Raw genomic sequence first — 15,610 nt, 5'->3', positions numbered from 1 at the left:
AGCCAGACGTTACTCAGCGTGGCTCTCGGAGAGTAAACAGTGCTCGACATACCGCCGGAATTCGGCTCTCACGTCGTCGATCGTGTCCTCGTCGCTGGTAATCCGTTCCGCCTGAATACCGACTAAGACTGTGTGAAACAGTGCGGCTGTCTGCGATGGGTCTTCGACATCAAATGCACCGGCATCAACACCCGCTCGGATGACACGGGCGATCTGCTTTCGAATAAAGTCATCACTTCTGCGAAAGAGACGGTTGTAATCATCGTCGTGTGCTGCCTGCGCCCGCAACTCAATCACAGCCTGAGAAAACTCGACATCACTGTTGCTGCTGGTCCCAAATATTTCGTCGATGATGACCTCGATATACGCCTCGGGAGACTGGTTGGGAAGCGGGACTTGATTTTCGACCTGCTCAAGCATATAATCAAGAAGGTCTACTAGCAACTCGTCTTTATTATCATAGTGGTGGTATATGAGTGACTGACTCTTCCCGAACTCGTCACCTATCTTCGAGATAGTCAGCTCCGCATACCCGTGCTGACGCAGTGCATAGAAGGTGGCTTCGAGGATCTCCTCGCGGGTCCCTTCCGGGTTCTCAAAAAAGGATATCTCGTTAGTCATCTTTACATCGACCGTTCTCTGCTTGAACGGTACGGTTCAAATCACTCACGGTTCTACTGTTTCCTCGTTGTCGGCCATGTGGCCAGTCTGGGGCCTCGTTTTCATCACTGGATTGAGTAAGGACAACTGTTCGTATATAGCCATGCAGTTGATTATACATTCAATAAACTTAAGCGTATTGTTGACCCTTGTCTCAAGGGTGAACTGGACTGCATTCCCGTTCTTTCCGTTCGTATATCTATTATGCGTATCGTACCTCTAAGCCCCATTTGGAGGTCTTTGTGGACTTTGTGTCGCAAACAGCTAGAGGAACCGAAAATCGAACAGCCCGGGTTTTGATCGGCTGATTGTTCCTAGCCGAGCCTAAGAGATACGAAAGCACTATATGTGATTGAACGTTTAGTCAACCACAGGAATGACGACTGGCAAACGAAGAATTTCGAAGCCGTTTATGACCACCAACGAATCGCGGATTGAATGGAAGCCTTACTAATATGGCATCTAACGCACAGAAGCTGCTACTCTTGGCCGTAGTGGGGATTCTTGTAACTAGCGGAACGGCAACCGCTGCGGTCATTGGGAGCCCCGATATCGATGCAACGCTCGAAGACGACACCGTCGCCCCTGGTGAACAAAAGACGATAGAAATTTCGCTGGTCAACACTGGCGATCTTGAAAGTGGCTCAGCCCAAAATCCGGCGTTGAACAGTGAAGTAACAACAGCCAAAGGGCTCACTGTCTCGCTTGGTTCAGGGGATGCACCGATATCAGTCAAGAACTCGAAACGAAGCCTTGGAACGTTGCAAGCGGGGCCGAAGACTACGGTTCCGTTTACGATCAGCGTGGACGATGACGCCAGTTCCGGAACGTATGATGCACAGCTACGATTGGATTACAAGCACACGAGCTACATTTCCGAAGGAACAGGTGCACGGGACGAGGACCAAACGAGAGAAACTGTAGACATTGAAATAGATGTCACCGACGACGCCACGTTCAACGTAACTAATGTCGAATCGGACGCGCGCGTAGATTCGACAGGAACAGTGGCGGTCAGTGTGGAAAATACTGGAGACAGTCCTGCACGGAACGCTGCGGTAACCCTTGAATCACGGAACCAAGACCTCACAGTGAGTGGCGGGTCTGCAACCTCACGGTTTGTCGATACATGGGAAACGGGTGAGACCCGGACGTTCCGGTATCGCGTGACGTCCACAGAAGCTGCAGAGCCGGAGTCGTATCAATTCGATTTGTCGGTGGCATTTGACAATGAGGACGGCCTCAGAACACAGTCGCCAAGTCAATCCGTTGCAGTTGCACCCGACCCTGAACAGACGTTCTCGGTCGTCAACGCAAGTAGCTCCGTTGCTGTCAGCAATACAGGGACGTACGAGGTAAATCTACGCAACACGGGGCCGTTAACGGTCAACGACGCCGCTGTCAAGTTCACTTCACAAAACGCGGACATAACGTTCGGCCAGAGTCCTTCGACGACTGCATATGTGGGAGAGTGGGAGCCAGGCGAAGTTCGAACAGTCCGTGTTGATGCGACAGCGAGCCCCGACGCTGAAGACAGAAGCTACGCTCTGTCGGCTACCGTACAGTACGACGATCAAGAAGGCGATACCAGCGCGTATGATGATGTCCCGATGAGCATTACCCCTGCGCCTGAGCAGAACTTCGGCGTATCCGACATCGAGGCGTCACTGCAGGCAGGTGAGGACGGCTCACTGAGTGCAACCCTCACAAACACCGGAACCCGTGACGTGGAGAACGTCGTCGTCTCCTGGCAGAGCCAGCAGTCAACACTGTCGCCAAAGGAGACGCAGTATGCTGTCGGAAATCTCGATGCGGGCGAATCGGCCAACTTCAGCTTTGGCGTTGACGTGTCCAACAGCGCAGAGGCAGGCGCCCGGCAGTTTGACTTCGGCGTGAGCTACCGCGACGATAACGGTGACAGGGTTGACGCAGACACACTCGAGATTCGTTCAGCAGTGGCTGGTAGTCAGGACGAGTTCGACATCGAAATGCAGAACGCAACGCTCGGTGTGGGGCAGGACCGGTCGATTACGTTTACGATAACGAATACGAAAGACAAGACGCTGACCAGTATCGAAGGGAAGGCGTTCGTCAATGATCCCCTCAGCAGCAGTGACGATGAAACGTTTATCGCTGAGCTGGAACCCGGTGAATCAGAAACGGTTTCCGTTCAGCTCTCAGCGGGAAGCGATGCACTGGACAAGACGTATCCGCTCAATCTTGACTTCCAGTATGAGACGCCTGACGGGGACAAACGGGTCTCAGATACCTACAGTCTCCCAATAGAAGTCACCGACCAGTCTGGAGGCGGCGGAACGCCACTGTGGCTTATCGGTGGCGTTGGACTCCTCGCAGTCGTTGGCGGCATCGTCTGGTACAGGCGACAGTAACTCCCTGATGCTAACGTATATGTCACAATGTTAGACTATCAAAAATATATCGACATCCTGGACGATTGGATTGTCAATCGTGACAAGACAGTCGTTGCTGCGTTCATCGTTGTAACCCTCGTTCTGTCGGCAGGGTTCGGCATGACCGCGACTGACTCGGGGACATCACAGTTCACTGAGGGCGTTCCTGCACAGGAAGCGTCCGACGAAGTCAATGACAATTTCGAGCGCGAACCATTCGGTGAGGGGACCGGCACTACGACGCTAATCCAGAAAGACACGAATGTCCTGTCGAAGCCGGCGATCCTCAATATGCTGAAAGCCCAGAACCGGCTGACACAGCGCGAATCACAGGACGTCGTCGGAACGACGAGTGTCGCACAGGCCGTCGCACAGACGCTTGCACCAGACGCGGAGACACTGCCTGAACAGATCGATGCCGTAGAAGCAGCCTCACAGTCGGAAATCAAATCGGCTGCTCGAAAGACGCTCGAGCGCCAGGCAGGGGTCGCAGGACTCCTCAGCAACGACCTGAACCGACAAGAACCGTCGGCATCGGCAACATTGACGACTGTTACACACGAGGTGCCAGGTGTCTCAAACAGTGCTGGGACACAGGGGACATCACCACTGACGCCCATTCAGCAGGAAGCAGAGTATATAGTCAGTTCGGTCGACGGTGATATCTCTGTCTTCGGCAGCGGGATCATCTCTGCAGAACTGAGCAGCGTCATCTCCGATTCGCTGGGACTCGTCGTCCCAGCCGCCGTGGTCCTGATTCTGTTCTTCCTCATTATCGCGTACCGGGACCCGTTTGATCTGCTCATTGGTCTCGTCTCTCTGGCGATGGCGATTATCTGGACATTCGGGTTCATGGGATGGGCCGGTATCCCATTCACACAGATGTTGATCACAGTCCCGCCGTTGCTTCTCGCCGTTGGAATCGACTTCGGGATCCACGCCGTAAATCGATATCGCGAAGAACGCGTCGAGGGGATCGAACCGACGCCTGCAATGCGGACCGCGACAGATCAGTTACTCCCGGCGTTTTTCATCGTAACTGGCACGACAGTACTGGGATTCGCCGCCAACGGGACCAGTCAGCTTGGTCCGATCCGCGACCTCGGGTTCGTCGCCAGTGTGGGAATCCTATTTACATTCCTCATCTTCGGTATCTTCCTGCCAGCGCTGAAGCACTTCACGGACCAGCAGCGGGTGCGATACGACCTCCCCGAATTCAGTACCGCTCCGATTGGCTCTGAGGACTCTGCAGTCGGTAAATCGCTGACTGTCGGTGTCGCAATCGCCCGCCGAGCCCCGTACGTATTCTTCGCCCTCGTGCTGGTGTCTACGGCAGCCATGGGGGCGTATGGGACTGGAATCGATACCCGGTTCACCACTGAGGACTTCCTCCCACCGGAGGAGAACCCCGGATACGTCGAGGTCCTGCCGGAAGCTGTGGCGCCGAATGAGTACACAGTCACGAAACAGATAAACTATCTTGAGGACAACTTCGAGAGCGGCGAGAGTGATACAGTAACCGTATACGTCGAAGGGTCGTTGCAGGACGGAACAGCGCTAGAGGAGATCCACCGGGCGAATCAGGACCCACCCGACTCCTTTGTTACAACCGGTGGGAGTGCAGATTCGACTAGTATCCTTACCGTCATTAACCGCTACGAGCGTGCTTCACCGGAGTTCCGACAACTCGTCGCACAGAACGATCAGAACGGAAACGGTGTCCCCGACCAGAATCTTCCGACCATCTACAACGCGCTGTATGACTCACCGTACGGCGACCGGGCAGAATCGTACATGACTGACGACTACACGCGCACGCGAATCGTGTATTCTGTCGAGTCTGATGCGAGTCAACAGGAAGTGACAGAGGACACAAGAGCCGTTGCCGATGAGTTCCGGATGGAGGCGACCGCAACCGGCAGCGTTGTGGTACTCAAAGCCGTCTCGGATGTAATCGCAGAATCGGCGTACATAAGCCTGGGTCTCGCAATTGTCGCGTCTGCAGTGTTCCTGTTGTTCGCGTACTGGCTACTTGAACGCCGTCCCGGGCTTGGGGTTGCGAACCTCATCCCGATACTGCTCACCATTGCCGCCTTGGCTGCGACAATGCGGTATCTGGACATCCCATTTAACGTCCTCACCGGAACGACGTTATCGATCGGAATCGGGCTCGGTATCGATTACTCCGCCCACCTTGTCCATCGGTTCTCCGAGGAGTACCGCGGCGACGTCGGCTTGCTCGAAGCACTCGACATCAGCGTCCGGGGAACAGGTGGTGCGTTGGCCGGCAGTATGGTCACCACGACATCTGGAACCGGAGTGCTCGTCCTCGCAGTCGTCCCGATCCTGGGGCAGTTCGGGTTATTGATCGCCCTCAGTGTGCTCTATTCGTTCGTAGCGTCCATACTGGTGCTCCCAACCTCGATCGTCATCTGGGACCGCAGCCGTGGAACGCTTGGGACGCTACTCTCGTCGCGCCAATCGCGGAGCGTGAACTGATGCGGTCCACTCACTTCAGCTCCTGTTCATCTGGGCCCGGTATGACCAAACTGACCAACTTAGTCAGAACCGCTCGGGGACAGCGTTCGAACAAGCGGTACTGTACTGCCACCCCAGCCACAGTCAGGGAGGACGACTGTCTATATGACTAAAGAGAGCGACGCTCTCTGTGAAACTGAAAAGGAAATCATGCACGCAACTCACAGAGCGCTTGTTAACAGTGGGTACGCTGCGCTCTCGATATCGCGTATCTCTGAGGAACTTGACAAGGCCAAGTCGACGATATACCACTATTACGACTCGAAAGACGCCCTGCTTCTTCGGTTCCTCAGATTCACTGTGGACCGATTCGAGGAGACGATCAATACCAGCATCGGTGACGATCCGAAAGAAGACCTCAACCACATCATCAGGACACTCCTCCCGTGTCAGCTAACCGAGGAGAGACGCCAGCTACACAGCGTTTTAGTCACGCTCTCCCCGCAAGCGCTGGAGCGGGAGGTATTTCGCGAGCAGTTCACCGAGATCGATACTCGACTCGCTACAATCATCGAAAAAACTGTTCGCCGAGGCGTTGAAGCTGATGTGTTTCGCGATGTTGATCCGACGCACGCGGCCGAACACATTCTAGCAACGGTCAAAGGAACCATGTATAGCCGCCTCACGACCGACCGTGAAGCCGCGACGGCCGCATCGAAAGCGTCTCTGTTCTCGTATATCGACTCCCATCTGGTTTCGTAGCTCCTGCCAGTCTGGCACCCGTCAAATTACCTCTGTTACATGATCCGGATCAACCTCATCGACAGGCTGTTCTCCTGTAGACTACGAAGACTGAGAACGTGTCGAGAACCGGTGTTTTTCGATAGTGTGTTTCCAACCTGAAAGGAAGGGTAGCGGAGCCGACACCGTTCAGCCCCGAATTACTGCAGTTAGTAGCCGAGGTGTTCTCGGACGAGGACAACGGTAGTGCGGTCCTCTTCGAGCTCCTGACGGAGGATGAGTTGTTTGGCAATCGCGGAATCGACGCCGTAGGCCTCCTTCGCACGCTCGTTTTCGAGTGGGTACGCAACGGTTTCCAGTCGGTCGAGCGCGTCTTCGAGTGTCGGCACGATCTTGTTCACGCCACTGACGATGACGACGTTACTGGCCGCGAACGGATACGCACCGATGCGGCTCCCCGAACGGTCCGCCGCGACGAGTTCGCCGGTCTGGGAAATGCCGTTGATGCCTCCGAGGAAGTAATCCGCCGTCTGTGACTCTCGGCGGGCAGCCTGGCGCTTCGCGTCGTCGTCGATACTCCAGATCTCGTCGGGGAGGCTCTCCCACTCGTGGTCCCCCTCGCTCAGGTACTCGACGAACCCGATCTCTTCGAGCGTCGTCGAGTGGCCGTTCATCACAGACGCCTCTGCGGGGATGAGTGACTGAAGTTCTGCGAGCGCATCATCAGTCGAGTCAACGACGATAACATCGAACCCGTTTGCCTCTAGGTTCTCGACGGTCTCCTCGATGGTCTCCTCGGAGGCCAGCTCGTCCAGCGATTCGTCGATATCCGCGTCGTCTGCGTAATCTGATTTCTGTTGAGACATATTGTGTTGTGTGAGTGTGTCAGCATCAATACGGAGGTGTAGCTCCCCCAAAAGTACTCGCGGACACCGGTGTCAGGTAGTTACATCGGTGATACCCCGATCGCCTGTCAGGATGTGACACATGGCTGTATTCTGTCCGGAAACAGCACGGGGTATCTGATTGATGACTGCGATATCAAATACTGAAAACCGGGGGGTAGCATATATTGCGCTCCATTCATCATGTTACGCTATCAATGCAAATGACTCGTAAGGAAACTACAGACACTATTGGGACACCCTCAAAAATGGTTCTGTTCTGCCCGGACTGTGATTTTGAGAGTGGTATGATCGGGGGAGACTGGGATGTTTCGAGTACCGGATATACGACGATCTATCACTGCCCGCAGTGCCAGCACTCGTTCAGCGTTTCCAATCGCTGGTGACATCTGAGCAGAGCATGGACGGACACATAGCGGCTCGGTATTTTACGGGCTGAACATCGTACACACTGTGTTACGTCGAAAGGAAGGAATCACTAATCTGTTTTAGTCTCACCTGGCAAGATACCAATCGGGAGCCAGTGAGCGGTGGCATCACTACTCAGGCAACACAGAATCGACATCGCTGATCTTGTCATCAGACAGACCGGGAGTACGACAACTCTGTTTGTTGGGATAGCCGAACGGTTCCCCCGCCCCGGCTCCAATGTCCGTACGGCTTGGTCGCTCACAGCCAGATGAGCGCATTTGATAACACCGAAAACCGGGTTACCGCGGGAAGCGAGTCTCAGTCGTCGCTCGGCACGGTCTCGACGGATTGCTGTCTGTCGTCCTGCCAGCTAAAGAAGCTTGCCAGCGCCGGCCCGGTGATGTTGTGCCAGACGCTGAACAGCGCCGGAATGAGTGCGGCTGCAGGCTCAAACAGCGTCGTCGCCAGCGCGACGGCTAGACCGCTGTTTTGCAGCCCCACCTCGAACGCACAGGTCCGAACGCGGTCGCTCGACATCCCAGTTACTCGGCCGACACCGTATCCTGAGCCAAGCCCGATAGCGTTGTGCGTGACGACCGCCACTAGCACGAGTAGGCCAGCAGTGAGAATGTTGTCCACGTTCGCACCCACGACGCCAGCGACGATGGCGACGATGGCGGCGACACTGATAACCGGGAACACGTCGGGACCTATCTCAGCGGCTTTCGGCGAATAGCGATCCAATAGATATCGGATCGTGAATCCGAGCAACACCGGAATAATGACAATCTGGATGATGCTCTGGAACATCTCCGCGAAGGTGACATCGATCTGCTCACCGAGGGTAAACACTACCCAGGCCGGCATCACGATCGGTGCTGCAAGGGTCGTAAGGGTCGTGATCGCGACAGATAGGGCCACGTCGCCCCGACCGAGATACGTCATCACGTTCGATGCGGTCCCACCGGGAGCGGCACCGACCAGAATGAGACCGATACCGACAGCGTCCGGAAGGTCAAGTAGGACATACAGTCCGTACGCAGCGGCAGGCATCACCAGCCACTGCGTGACAGCACCGATGCCGATATCCACAGGCTCCTCGATTAGTCGGCGAAAGTCTGTCGGCTGAAGCGTCAACCCCATCCCGAGCATTATCAGCCCGAGTAGTGGGGACACGTAGTCCAAAACTGGGACAAACGGGTCCGGCCTAACGAGAGCGATTCCCGCCAGAAGGATTACCCAGACAACGAAGTACTTGCTTGCGGCCCGACTCACCGCTCGAAGCGTCGATATCGAAGTCACATATCTGGATGATGAACAATGTAAAAAAGGTTTACTTTGGGCGACTGTAATGCCGGATAACGAAGATGAAATACAGGACAGTTGCTGGTTCTTCGGAATGTTGGCCAATCGTCGGGACCGGGAGTGACCTAGATTTTGACTTGGACATCTAGTGCTGAGTCCAGTAATACACTCGACATCACACGTGTTTAGCGTCTCTCACCAGAGTACGCCATCGGGACACTGGGAACGCAATAGAGTGGACCAGGTAATCACGTTCTTGCACGGGTGAGTATACCAATAAATATAGCACAGTATATCCACTACCACACAATTACACCTTCGCAGACCCGCAGGTCTCTTTTGTGATATCCCCCTTAGGATTCGATAATGCAGTACACAAGCTGAAACACTACCACTGTGTTTTTATATGTGGATACAGTATTGATTAACAGAAACAATACTATGGTCGACCACGAACTTGCTCAGACACTGGATGTCACAGCGAAGAACTGTTCGATGCCGGAAATCAAGGCGAAACAAACTATTGACGAGCTATCGTCGGGTGAAAAAGAGGGTAGGGACGTTCTCAAGCATTATGTCCGCAAAACAGAGTAACACGATGACTATGGGGCCTCAACAGACGGCTACCGCCGATAAGCCACCAGACTACGACAGGAGTAATTCCGACAATAGTGTCGACTCGGGGCCGGCCTCCCAGCACACGACCGAGTCCAGTTTCCAGTTGCTCATCCCCCACTCATGACACGGGTATCAAACAAGGATGTCGACGCGACCGACTCGACACATCGGGAAGTCGGCGAGGGCCTGCTAGAGGAGGATATGGGTCCGAGTTCAGCCATGGCCCATCTTTATCGCGGCGAGATCCATCGGATGAAGTTCTGGCGCGAACGCCTCGACCGGACCACCAACTGGGCAGTGCTGGTAATCTCTGCAATCCTCACGTGGGCCTTCTCGCGGCCGGACATCCCTCATTACATCCTCTTGATCGGAACGGCCACGCTAGCAGTGTTTCTGTTCATCGAGGCTAGGCGATATCGAGGATACGACATCTGGCGAAGCCGAGTCAGAACACTGCAGGCAAACGTCTTCGCCTACGGGCTAGACCCAGCTGCAGGCGTGGCCGACCCGGACTGGCGCAAATCACTGAGTGAGGATTATCGACAGCCGACAATCAAGATCAGCACCGAGGAAGCTATCGCGCACCGACTCCGGCGAGTGTACCTCCCGCTTTTCACCGTCTTGCTAACTGCATGGCTGGTCCGAATCACCGTGTTCAGTCCTGGCCTGTGGACGGAGAGCGCCGCTATCGGAATGCTTCCCGGCGTCGTCGTCATCGGCACTGTCGGACTACTATACGCCGCTGCAATCGCAATCGCTGTCCGCCCCAGAACATGGCACGCAAAAGGAGAGCTTCGGTCTGAGGACCTCCGTGGATAAGGTAGTGATTGGCATTCGTCGAAGTCCCACAGAAACATGTGGCAATGGTACATGCTGTGGGTCGCGTCGATAACGAACGCGAAATAACCGGTCAGTTCATCTGGCCTCTACACCAGTGTTGATGCACTATTAGAGGATTTTTCGCTATCCAAATGTAACTAACTGGAAACTACGATTAGTAGCACATACCAATCAGGCTGGGACATGACGAATCAACCTTCGGTACTACTGCACCGGGATGGGCACCAGTACAGTACTCCGGCTACAGTAGAGGAGGGTCACCGGTGACCACGCTTGCACGCAATATCAGTTCCTGGCTACTCATCGCTACTGTGGTGGCTACCAGCGGGACAGTCGGGACGACAGTTGCATTTCAGGATTCTGCACAGGACATACAAACAGAGAACGAAGCTCTCCACGCTGAAAACGAGGAATTGCGTGAACAACTGAGCGAAACCCGGGAAGACGAAAAGGCCGCAAAATCTCGTGCTGAAGATCTCAACGAACAATTAAAAACACGTAACGAGGACGTAGACACACTTGTTTCGGAACTAGAAAAGAAAGAAAAAATGCTAAATGCTAGCCAAGCCCGGCTCGCGGAGTCCCGAGAAAACCGAGCGGGCATGTCACGGTCCGAAATGAAGAAACGGCTCGATTATCTCTGTGCACAGCCGGAGAACAGGGATCGATTTGGGTGTCAAGAGTTTGGTCCTGGTGAGTGACAACTGAGAGCTTGGCCCTCAAGTAAGCCACATTTCAGAACCCCTGAGTCTGTTCTATCCTATTGGCTGTGGCCATTGTACGATCTCTCCCACCCCGTGTGCTGAAGTTCTTCACAGAGGTATAGCCAACGGTGACTGTTACGGGAGCTACTGCACGTCATCCGGAATACCATTCTGTAGCTCGGTCTTACCTGCTCATTGGTGCTCTTAGAAGAGGATAGGGGTCCGACGGAAATCTGTGCTTGACTCCGCCATGGTGTCTCACAACCTCGGAGGATAGATTTGTTGTGTCCCTTTCTATCGGTGTAGGCGGTAGTGAACTACTCGATCAATACAGCTGCATATCGATTACCGATCAAGTGTCAAGAGATTATGCGGCCCGGTGGACACCGAGAGGAACACAGCGGAATGCAACACGTCTGTTCGCCCGTCGAAAAGCGTTTTACGTGATTGTCTGCTAGGTGATTGGTGTACTGATGGAGCGGAGTATCGAAATCTCAGGCAACTCGATCGTATACCTCTTCTACGCGGTTTCGCTGGCTATCGTCCCGGTTTTGTTCTACTTCGTCGTATGGCCGCTGGATAATCTCACCAGCCTCGCTGCGGCTGGCGTACTCGCCGTGCTGGCTCTCGTGGCGGTGGCTGATTTCTGGTACTGGAAGACCGGCAAGTTGCGGGCACACCTCAGTAAAACTGCGAAGCGGGACCTCCCGTACGACATCACATACACCCCCTTTGCGGACCCCGGGCATATGGCCAAAAATTCCTGGCACAAGGCGGTCCGTCGCTTGCGTGGTGAGGACGACGAGGACGACTAATCCCTCGACTGGACATCTGCGCATCGAAATGGCAGTGCATCACCGGACAGAAGCTAAAGAGAAGAACGGCTCTGCTGAAATCAACAGCGGCTGATACAAATGAGGTGCTGTATAGAAAGGCGTGGATAGGTCACCAGTTCGGCACACGATTTCACCGACTCGAATTGGTCAGTATAGAGGATATACGTACTTTTTGAGTAATCAAAGGCAGGGCTTGCAATGCGAGACGTGTGGACTGGGGCTGTCAGCCGCCGTGGCGGTAGGCAGTGCCCTTCGTCACGACTCGTCGTCCCGGTCCCGCCAGAGCAGGTAGTCAAAGGACTACCGCGTCCGGTTGTTCTACTTCGTGTTCGCGGTACTCTTGTACAATATCTGGCGGCTCACGGACTTCCTGCTGAAAGCGGGTGTCGACGACGGGATGGACTACGAACCAGTGTTGACCGCAGGCGAATGCATCGAGATCCTCGTTTCGGCGTTACTCCCACCCAACTGACCGGCTGGGCGCTCTCTGAGTCCGCTGCTCGTGAGTGGCGACACTATTCAGCAGCGCCTGAATTCACGATATTTCTCACGTATATCCGACAATTGCCTCCATACCCGGTCGATATCGACCGTTGACCGCCGAGAAAATCACGACTCGAGGCAGATTCGTCCCAAAAACGAGCGTATCCTCCGAAACAGTGGAGTCTACAGAATCCAATTTGGTATAGCACCATATGGTTTATGCGCTGCGGTAATTCAATCGCCAGTATTTGTCTTGTTGTGGGTTTCTGCATGAGAAAACAATACAAGACAAACTATTAGTTGCACGATGAATATGCGCTACATACGAAAAATCGGCGATTCAGACGAACCAGCTAGACCAGTTCGTCGGTTGCTGCCGCTCCACCCCAAAACCAATGAGTAAAATTCGCTACTCAACCATGGACTTCGCTGACTGCGAGTCTTTCTATCACGAAACAGTCGTACCGACGATGGAAACCGATGGATTGGATCCGACCGCTGAAACCCCCACGTACACTTGGCTGAACCGACAATTCCCGGGATTCGTAAAGCACCTCCAACGGCGATTTGACCTGTCTCCGGGGCAGTTCTACGATGAAATCGGAGTACCAGTAGCCACGACTCCATCAGGATCATTTGACTTCCTCTCTGACAACACACAGCAGGCCATCGAAGCGTACCTCGACGAGCTTTCGACTCGACGTGGGCGTGCTGACGCGACGATCGACACACGGCGGTCGATTCTACGACGCTACGCGAAAGTATATACCAATATCCACGATACAAAAGATTTGCTCGCACCGCTGGAGAATCCCGACGAACGCGTTGCAGAGATGGATCGGGTAGCGGCGACGTTTGATGCGATGGACCAACTGGACGATGCCCTGACGACGCTTGCGTCACGGCGAAAATACGTTCAGGACACACGGCAGTTCTACAAGCACCTGGTGATGTTCGGAAACGCCGCGTACAATCCACTCGCTGATCTCGAAATCCGGTTTGGGTGGGATACGACTCCGTCCTGGAACAACAAAGCACTTGATAGAAACGCTGTCCAGCAGCTGTATGCAGCAGCGACTGATCAACGAGACAGATTTATGATGGTCGCATGTTGTGGTTGGGGGCTTCGCCCGAGTGAAGTTGCATCACTACATATCCGGCAGCTCAACCTTGATCCGGACGATGATTCCCATCCGTACATAGAGTTCGGTGACGGCGAGCGGAAAAACGGTCCTGGGACCGTGGCTCTGCTGGCCGGTCTGGAGACAGTAAAGCGCCGTATAGAGACGCTTGACGGTCCAGAGTGGAGTGGCTATCTCCTGCCCTCTCCGTCTGCAGCTACTGGCCATCTAACTGCCGAAACCATCCGACGCCGGTTCAAATCAGTGGCCGAGGCCGCAGATGTCACTGTCGACGGCGCCACACCAACGCCGAAAACTGGCCGTCGATTCTGGTATACTACGTACGGCGCTGCTGTTAGGCGAGTTGCAGAACGGTTTGAAGACGTCGCAGCGGAGCAGGGCTCGGCGTCTGCACAAGTCGTACTCGATAACTACCTCTCCGAGTCTGAGGCCCGGTCTCACCGACGGGCGGAGATGCGCGAGACGCTTGCAGGGCTGTTCGTCGAGTAGCCCACGTTTTGCAAGCCCGCTTCAGGAGGCGGCGTGTGGCTATACTATATAGCTATACCGTCTGACTAATCTTTATATCTGTGCAGTGAATCCGATACGGTATGCTGACCTACACCGTGTACAGCGAGGCCGGCGGTGTCGGCAAGACAACGATGGCGGCGAACCTCGCTGTCGCCGACGCCCGTGCTGGTCACGACGTACTGGCAATCGATATGGACCCACAGGAGGGGAGCCTCTCGTTCCTGTTCGACGTCGCGGACCACCGAACGGACTCAGAGGCCGATAGCTTAGTTCGGCACCTCGTCGAACGGCCACGCGGGCCGTTCGCTGACCTCATTGAGACCTCCGAAGGTGTCGATGTCCTTCCCGCACACAACTCTCTTGAGGTGCTTTCGAAACATCTGCGGCGTCGCGAGGAGGAAGCGGCGGACTTCGGTGAGAACTGGAACCCGAACGTCCAGCTCCTTCGTGTGCTAAAGGACGCGGGCGTTCCGTCTGAGTATGACACTGTCATCATTGACCCGCCTGCGACCGCAGACGTGAAACTGTACAACGCCTTGCACGCGACGCGGAACCTCGTCATTCCATTCGAACCAAGCGGAAAGGGCCAGCAGTCTGTCGAGGGTCTTGCAGATCTCGTCACCGGACTCGAAGACACGCTCGATATCAACGTGGGCGTGTTAGCTGCCGTACCGAACCGGTTCAAAGGAACCAACGATCAAGAAGAGATGCTCAAACGGCTCCGTTCGGAGTCGTATGATATTCCGGTCGTGTTCCGCGAGCGAACGTCCTTGCTCGAAGGGTGCTGGCGCAAACAGTGTTCGGCGTTCAAATACATTGAAGAACACCGGAGCCGGGAACGTGAGTATGAAATGGAAACGCTGGAGCAGTTCGAAGAACTGGCGGCACACCTCCGGCAGACCCGGGAACAGGAGGCAACAGCATGAAGTCCGGCTCCGGCGACGATCCGTTTGCAGAGACGGATGCAGATACAGAACCGGAATCGGATGGGCAGCAGGATGAGGTGACGGCTACCGAAACTGAATCCAGTGACGTACAAACTACGGCCCAGCCTGACATCCCATACAAATTCCGGCGGGACTCCGTCAAGCAGGATCGCAAACAACGGCCGATTTTTATCCGGCCCGAGGTTGAGGAGCGGGAGTCCACGTTCCTCCGCAATTTGGAGGACGAAGTCGGCGAAGACGTCTACAAGACTGACGCGCTTGAAGCTGCTCTCGTCGTTGCTATGGACAATCCGGATCTTGTCGCCGAGAAGCTCCGTGAGTGGGGGTACGACTGGGAGCAGTCAACTGCTTCCCGCTAACTCTCTTTGCTTTCTGACGGAAATTAGCGCTGTCGACGAGGAGCTTCATTGGTACTTCGCCGGTGGTCTTGTCCGATACTCGTTGTTCTGAGCCTTCCCTGTCGAATGCAACTGGAGCCGATAGTTGTGCTGGCTGACTATATTTGTACACTCGCTTGCTCGACTGGCTTTTGCAGCTATACTTATTGGCCATAATTACTGACTATGTTGTATAGCTTAGCTGGTTGGCTATTCTGAGTAGCTATACTAGATAGATATAT

The 15,610-nt window shown here is 54.7% G+C and carries 12 protein-coding genes and 1 pseudogene; 10 read left to right on the top strand and 3 right to left on the bottom strand.

What is annotated here, in order from left to right; genetic code table 11:
- Positions 1-9: 9 nt before the first annotated feature.
- Positions 10-621 carry a TetR/AcrR family transcriptional regulator gene (locus tag ACYJ11_RS15830; protein WP_461648489.1) on the bottom strand — a complete coding sequence of 204 codons (612 nt, stop codon included), beginning with the start codon at positions 619-621 and terminating at the stop codon, positions 10-12.
- Between the two features lie 494 nt (positions 622-1,115).
- Here ACYJ11_RS15830 and ACYJ11_RS15825 point away from each other — a divergent pair, with 494 nt between their 5' ends.
- The 3 genes from ACYJ11_RS15825 to ACYJ11_RS15815 all read left to right on the top strand — a co-directional run bounded on the left by ACYJ11_RS15825 (position 1,116) and on the right by ACYJ11_RS15815 (position 6,311).
- Positions 1,116-3,050, top strand: coding sequence for a COG1361 S-layer family protein (locus tag ACYJ11_RS15825; RefSeq protein ID WP_461648488.1), 1,935 nt, complete (start codon positions 1,116-1,118; stop codon positions 3,048-3,050).
- Positions 3,051-3,077: 27 nt separating this feature from the next.
- The gene (locus tag ACYJ11_RS15820) at positions 3,078-5,570 is read left to right on the top strand and encodes an efflux RND transporter permease subunit (protein ID WP_461648487.1); all 2,493 of its coding nucleotides are present in this window, start codon (positions 3,078-3,080) and stop codon (positions 5,568-5,570) included.
- 144 nt (positions 5,571-5,714) lie between these two features.
- Positions 5,715-6,311, top strand: a complete 597-nt coding sequence (locus ACYJ11_RS15815; protein WP_461648486.1) for a TetR/AcrR family transcriptional regulator — start codon at positions 5,715-5,717, stop codon at positions 6,309-6,311.
- A 188-nt stretch (positions 6,312-6,499) separates the two neighbouring features.
- Here the strand turns inward: ACYJ11_RS15815 and ACYJ11_RS15810 are convergent, their stop codons facing one another.
- Positions 6,500-7,156: a lactate utilization protein gene (locus ACYJ11_RS15810; protein ID WP_421642640.1), complete on the bottom strand. Its 657-nt coding sequence runs from the start codon at positions 7,154-7,156 to the stop codon at positions 6,500-6,502.
- A 768-nt stretch (positions 7,157-7,924) separates the two neighbouring features.
- The gene (locus tag ACYJ11_RS15805; RefSeq protein ID WP_461648723.1) at positions 7,925-8,881 is read right to left on the bottom strand and encodes a bile acid:sodium symporter family protein; all 957 of its coding nucleotides are present in this window, start codon (positions 8,879-8,881) and stop codon (positions 7,925-7,927) included.
- 768 nt (positions 8,882-9,649) lie between these two features.
- Between ACYJ11_RS15805 and ACYJ11_RS15800 the strand changes: the two genes are divergently transcribed.
- The 7 genes and pseudogenes from ACYJ11_RS15800 to ACYJ11_RS15770 all read left to right on the top strand — a co-directional run bounded on the left by ACYJ11_RS15800 (position 9,650) and on the right by ACYJ11_RS15770 (position 15,350).
- Entirely contained in the window at positions 9,650-10,348 is a 699-nt protein-coding gene (locus ACYJ11_RS15800; protein ID WP_461648485.1) for a DUF2270 domain-containing protein, read from the top strand.
- A 284-nt stretch (positions 10,349-10,632) separates the two neighbouring features.
- The gene (locus ACYJ11_RS15795) at positions 10,633-11,070 is read left to right on the top strand and encodes a hypothetical protein (protein ID WP_461648484.1); all 438 of its coding nucleotides are present in this window, start codon (positions 10,633-10,635) and stop codon (positions 11,068-11,070) included.
- A 476-nt stretch (positions 11,071-11,546) separates the two neighbouring features.
- Positions 11,547-11,888: a hypothetical protein gene (locus tag ACYJ11_RS15790; RefSeq protein ID WP_461648483.1), complete on the top strand. Its 342-nt coding sequence runs from the start codon at positions 11,547-11,549 to the stop codon at positions 11,886-11,888.
- A 313-nt stretch (positions 11,889-12,201) separates the two neighbouring features.
- Positions 12,202-12,381: pseudogene (locus tag ACYJ11_RS15785) on the top strand (transposase); the annotation flags it as partial.
- A gap of 430 nt (positions 12,382-12,811) precedes the next feature.
- Complete coding sequence (locus tag ACYJ11_RS15780; RefSeq protein ID WP_461648722.1) at positions 12,812-14,023, top strand: tyrosine-type recombinase/integrase; 1,212 nt, start codon at positions 12,812-12,814, stop codon at positions 14,021-14,023.
- Between the two features lie 101 nt (positions 14,024-14,124).
- The gene (locus ACYJ11_RS15775; RefSeq protein ID WP_461648482.1) at positions 14,125-14,970 is read left to right on the top strand and encodes a ParA family protein; all 846 of its coding nucleotides are present in this window, start codon (positions 14,125-14,127) and stop codon (positions 14,968-14,970) included.
- The gene (locus ACYJ11_RS15770) at positions 14,967-15,350 is read left to right on the top strand and encodes a hypothetical protein (protein WP_188978311.1); all 384 of its coding nucleotides are present in this window, start codon (positions 14,967-14,969) and stop codon (positions 15,348-15,350) included. Before ACYJ11_RS15775 ends, ACYJ11_RS15770 begins: the two co-directional genes overlap by 4 nt.
- The last annotated feature ends 260 nt before the right edge of the window (positions 15,351-15,610 follow it).

Source organism: Haloarcula sp. H-GB5, assembly GCF_054850705.1.
The sequence above is the reverse complement of the archived record's forward strand: the minus strand, read 5'-3'. Positions and strand labels throughout refer to the sequence as shown.

Excerpts from the sequence above, each read along its gene's own strand:
- ACYJ11_RS15825 (WP_461648488.1), top strand. The coding sequence starts at position 1,116 with ATGGCATCTAACGCACAGAAGCTGCTACTCTTGGCCGTAGTGGGGATT.
- ACYJ11_RS15770 (WP_188978311.1), top strand. The coding sequence starts at position 14,967 with ATGAAGTCCGGCTCCGGCGACGATCCGTTTGCAGAGACGGATGCAGAT.
- ACYJ11_RS15815 (WP_461648486.1), top strand. The coding sequence starts at position 5,715 with ATGACTAAAGAGAGCGACGCTCTCTGTGAAACTGAAAAGGAAATCATG.
- ACYJ11_RS15810 (WP_421642640.1), bottom strand. The coding sequence starts at position 7,156 with ATGTCTCAACAGAAATCAGATTACGCAGACGACGCGGATATCGACGAA.
- ACYJ11_RS15830 (WP_461648489.1), bottom strand. The coding sequence starts at position 621 with ATGACTAACGAGATATCCTTTTTTGAGAACCCGGAAGGGACCCGCGAG.
- ACYJ11_RS15820 (WP_461648487.1), top strand. The coding sequence starts at position 3,078 with ATGTTAGACTATCAAAAATATATCGACATCCTGGACGATTGGATTGTC.
- ACYJ11_RS15790 (WP_461648483.1), top strand. The coding sequence starts at position 11,547 with ATGGAGCGGAGTATCGAAATCTCAGGCAACTCGATCGTATACCTCTTC.
- ACYJ11_RS15800 (WP_461648485.1), top strand. The coding sequence starts at position 9,650 with ATGACACGGGTATCAAACAAGGATGTCGACGCGACCGACTCGACACAT.
- ACYJ11_RS15775 (WP_461648482.1), top strand. The coding sequence starts at position 14,125 with ATGCTGACCTACACCGTGTACAGCGAGGCCGGCGGTGTCGGCAAGACA.
- ACYJ11_RS15780 (WP_461648722.1), top strand. The coding sequence starts at position 12,812 with ATGGACTTCGCTGACTGCGAGTCTTTCTATCACGAAACAGTCGTACCG.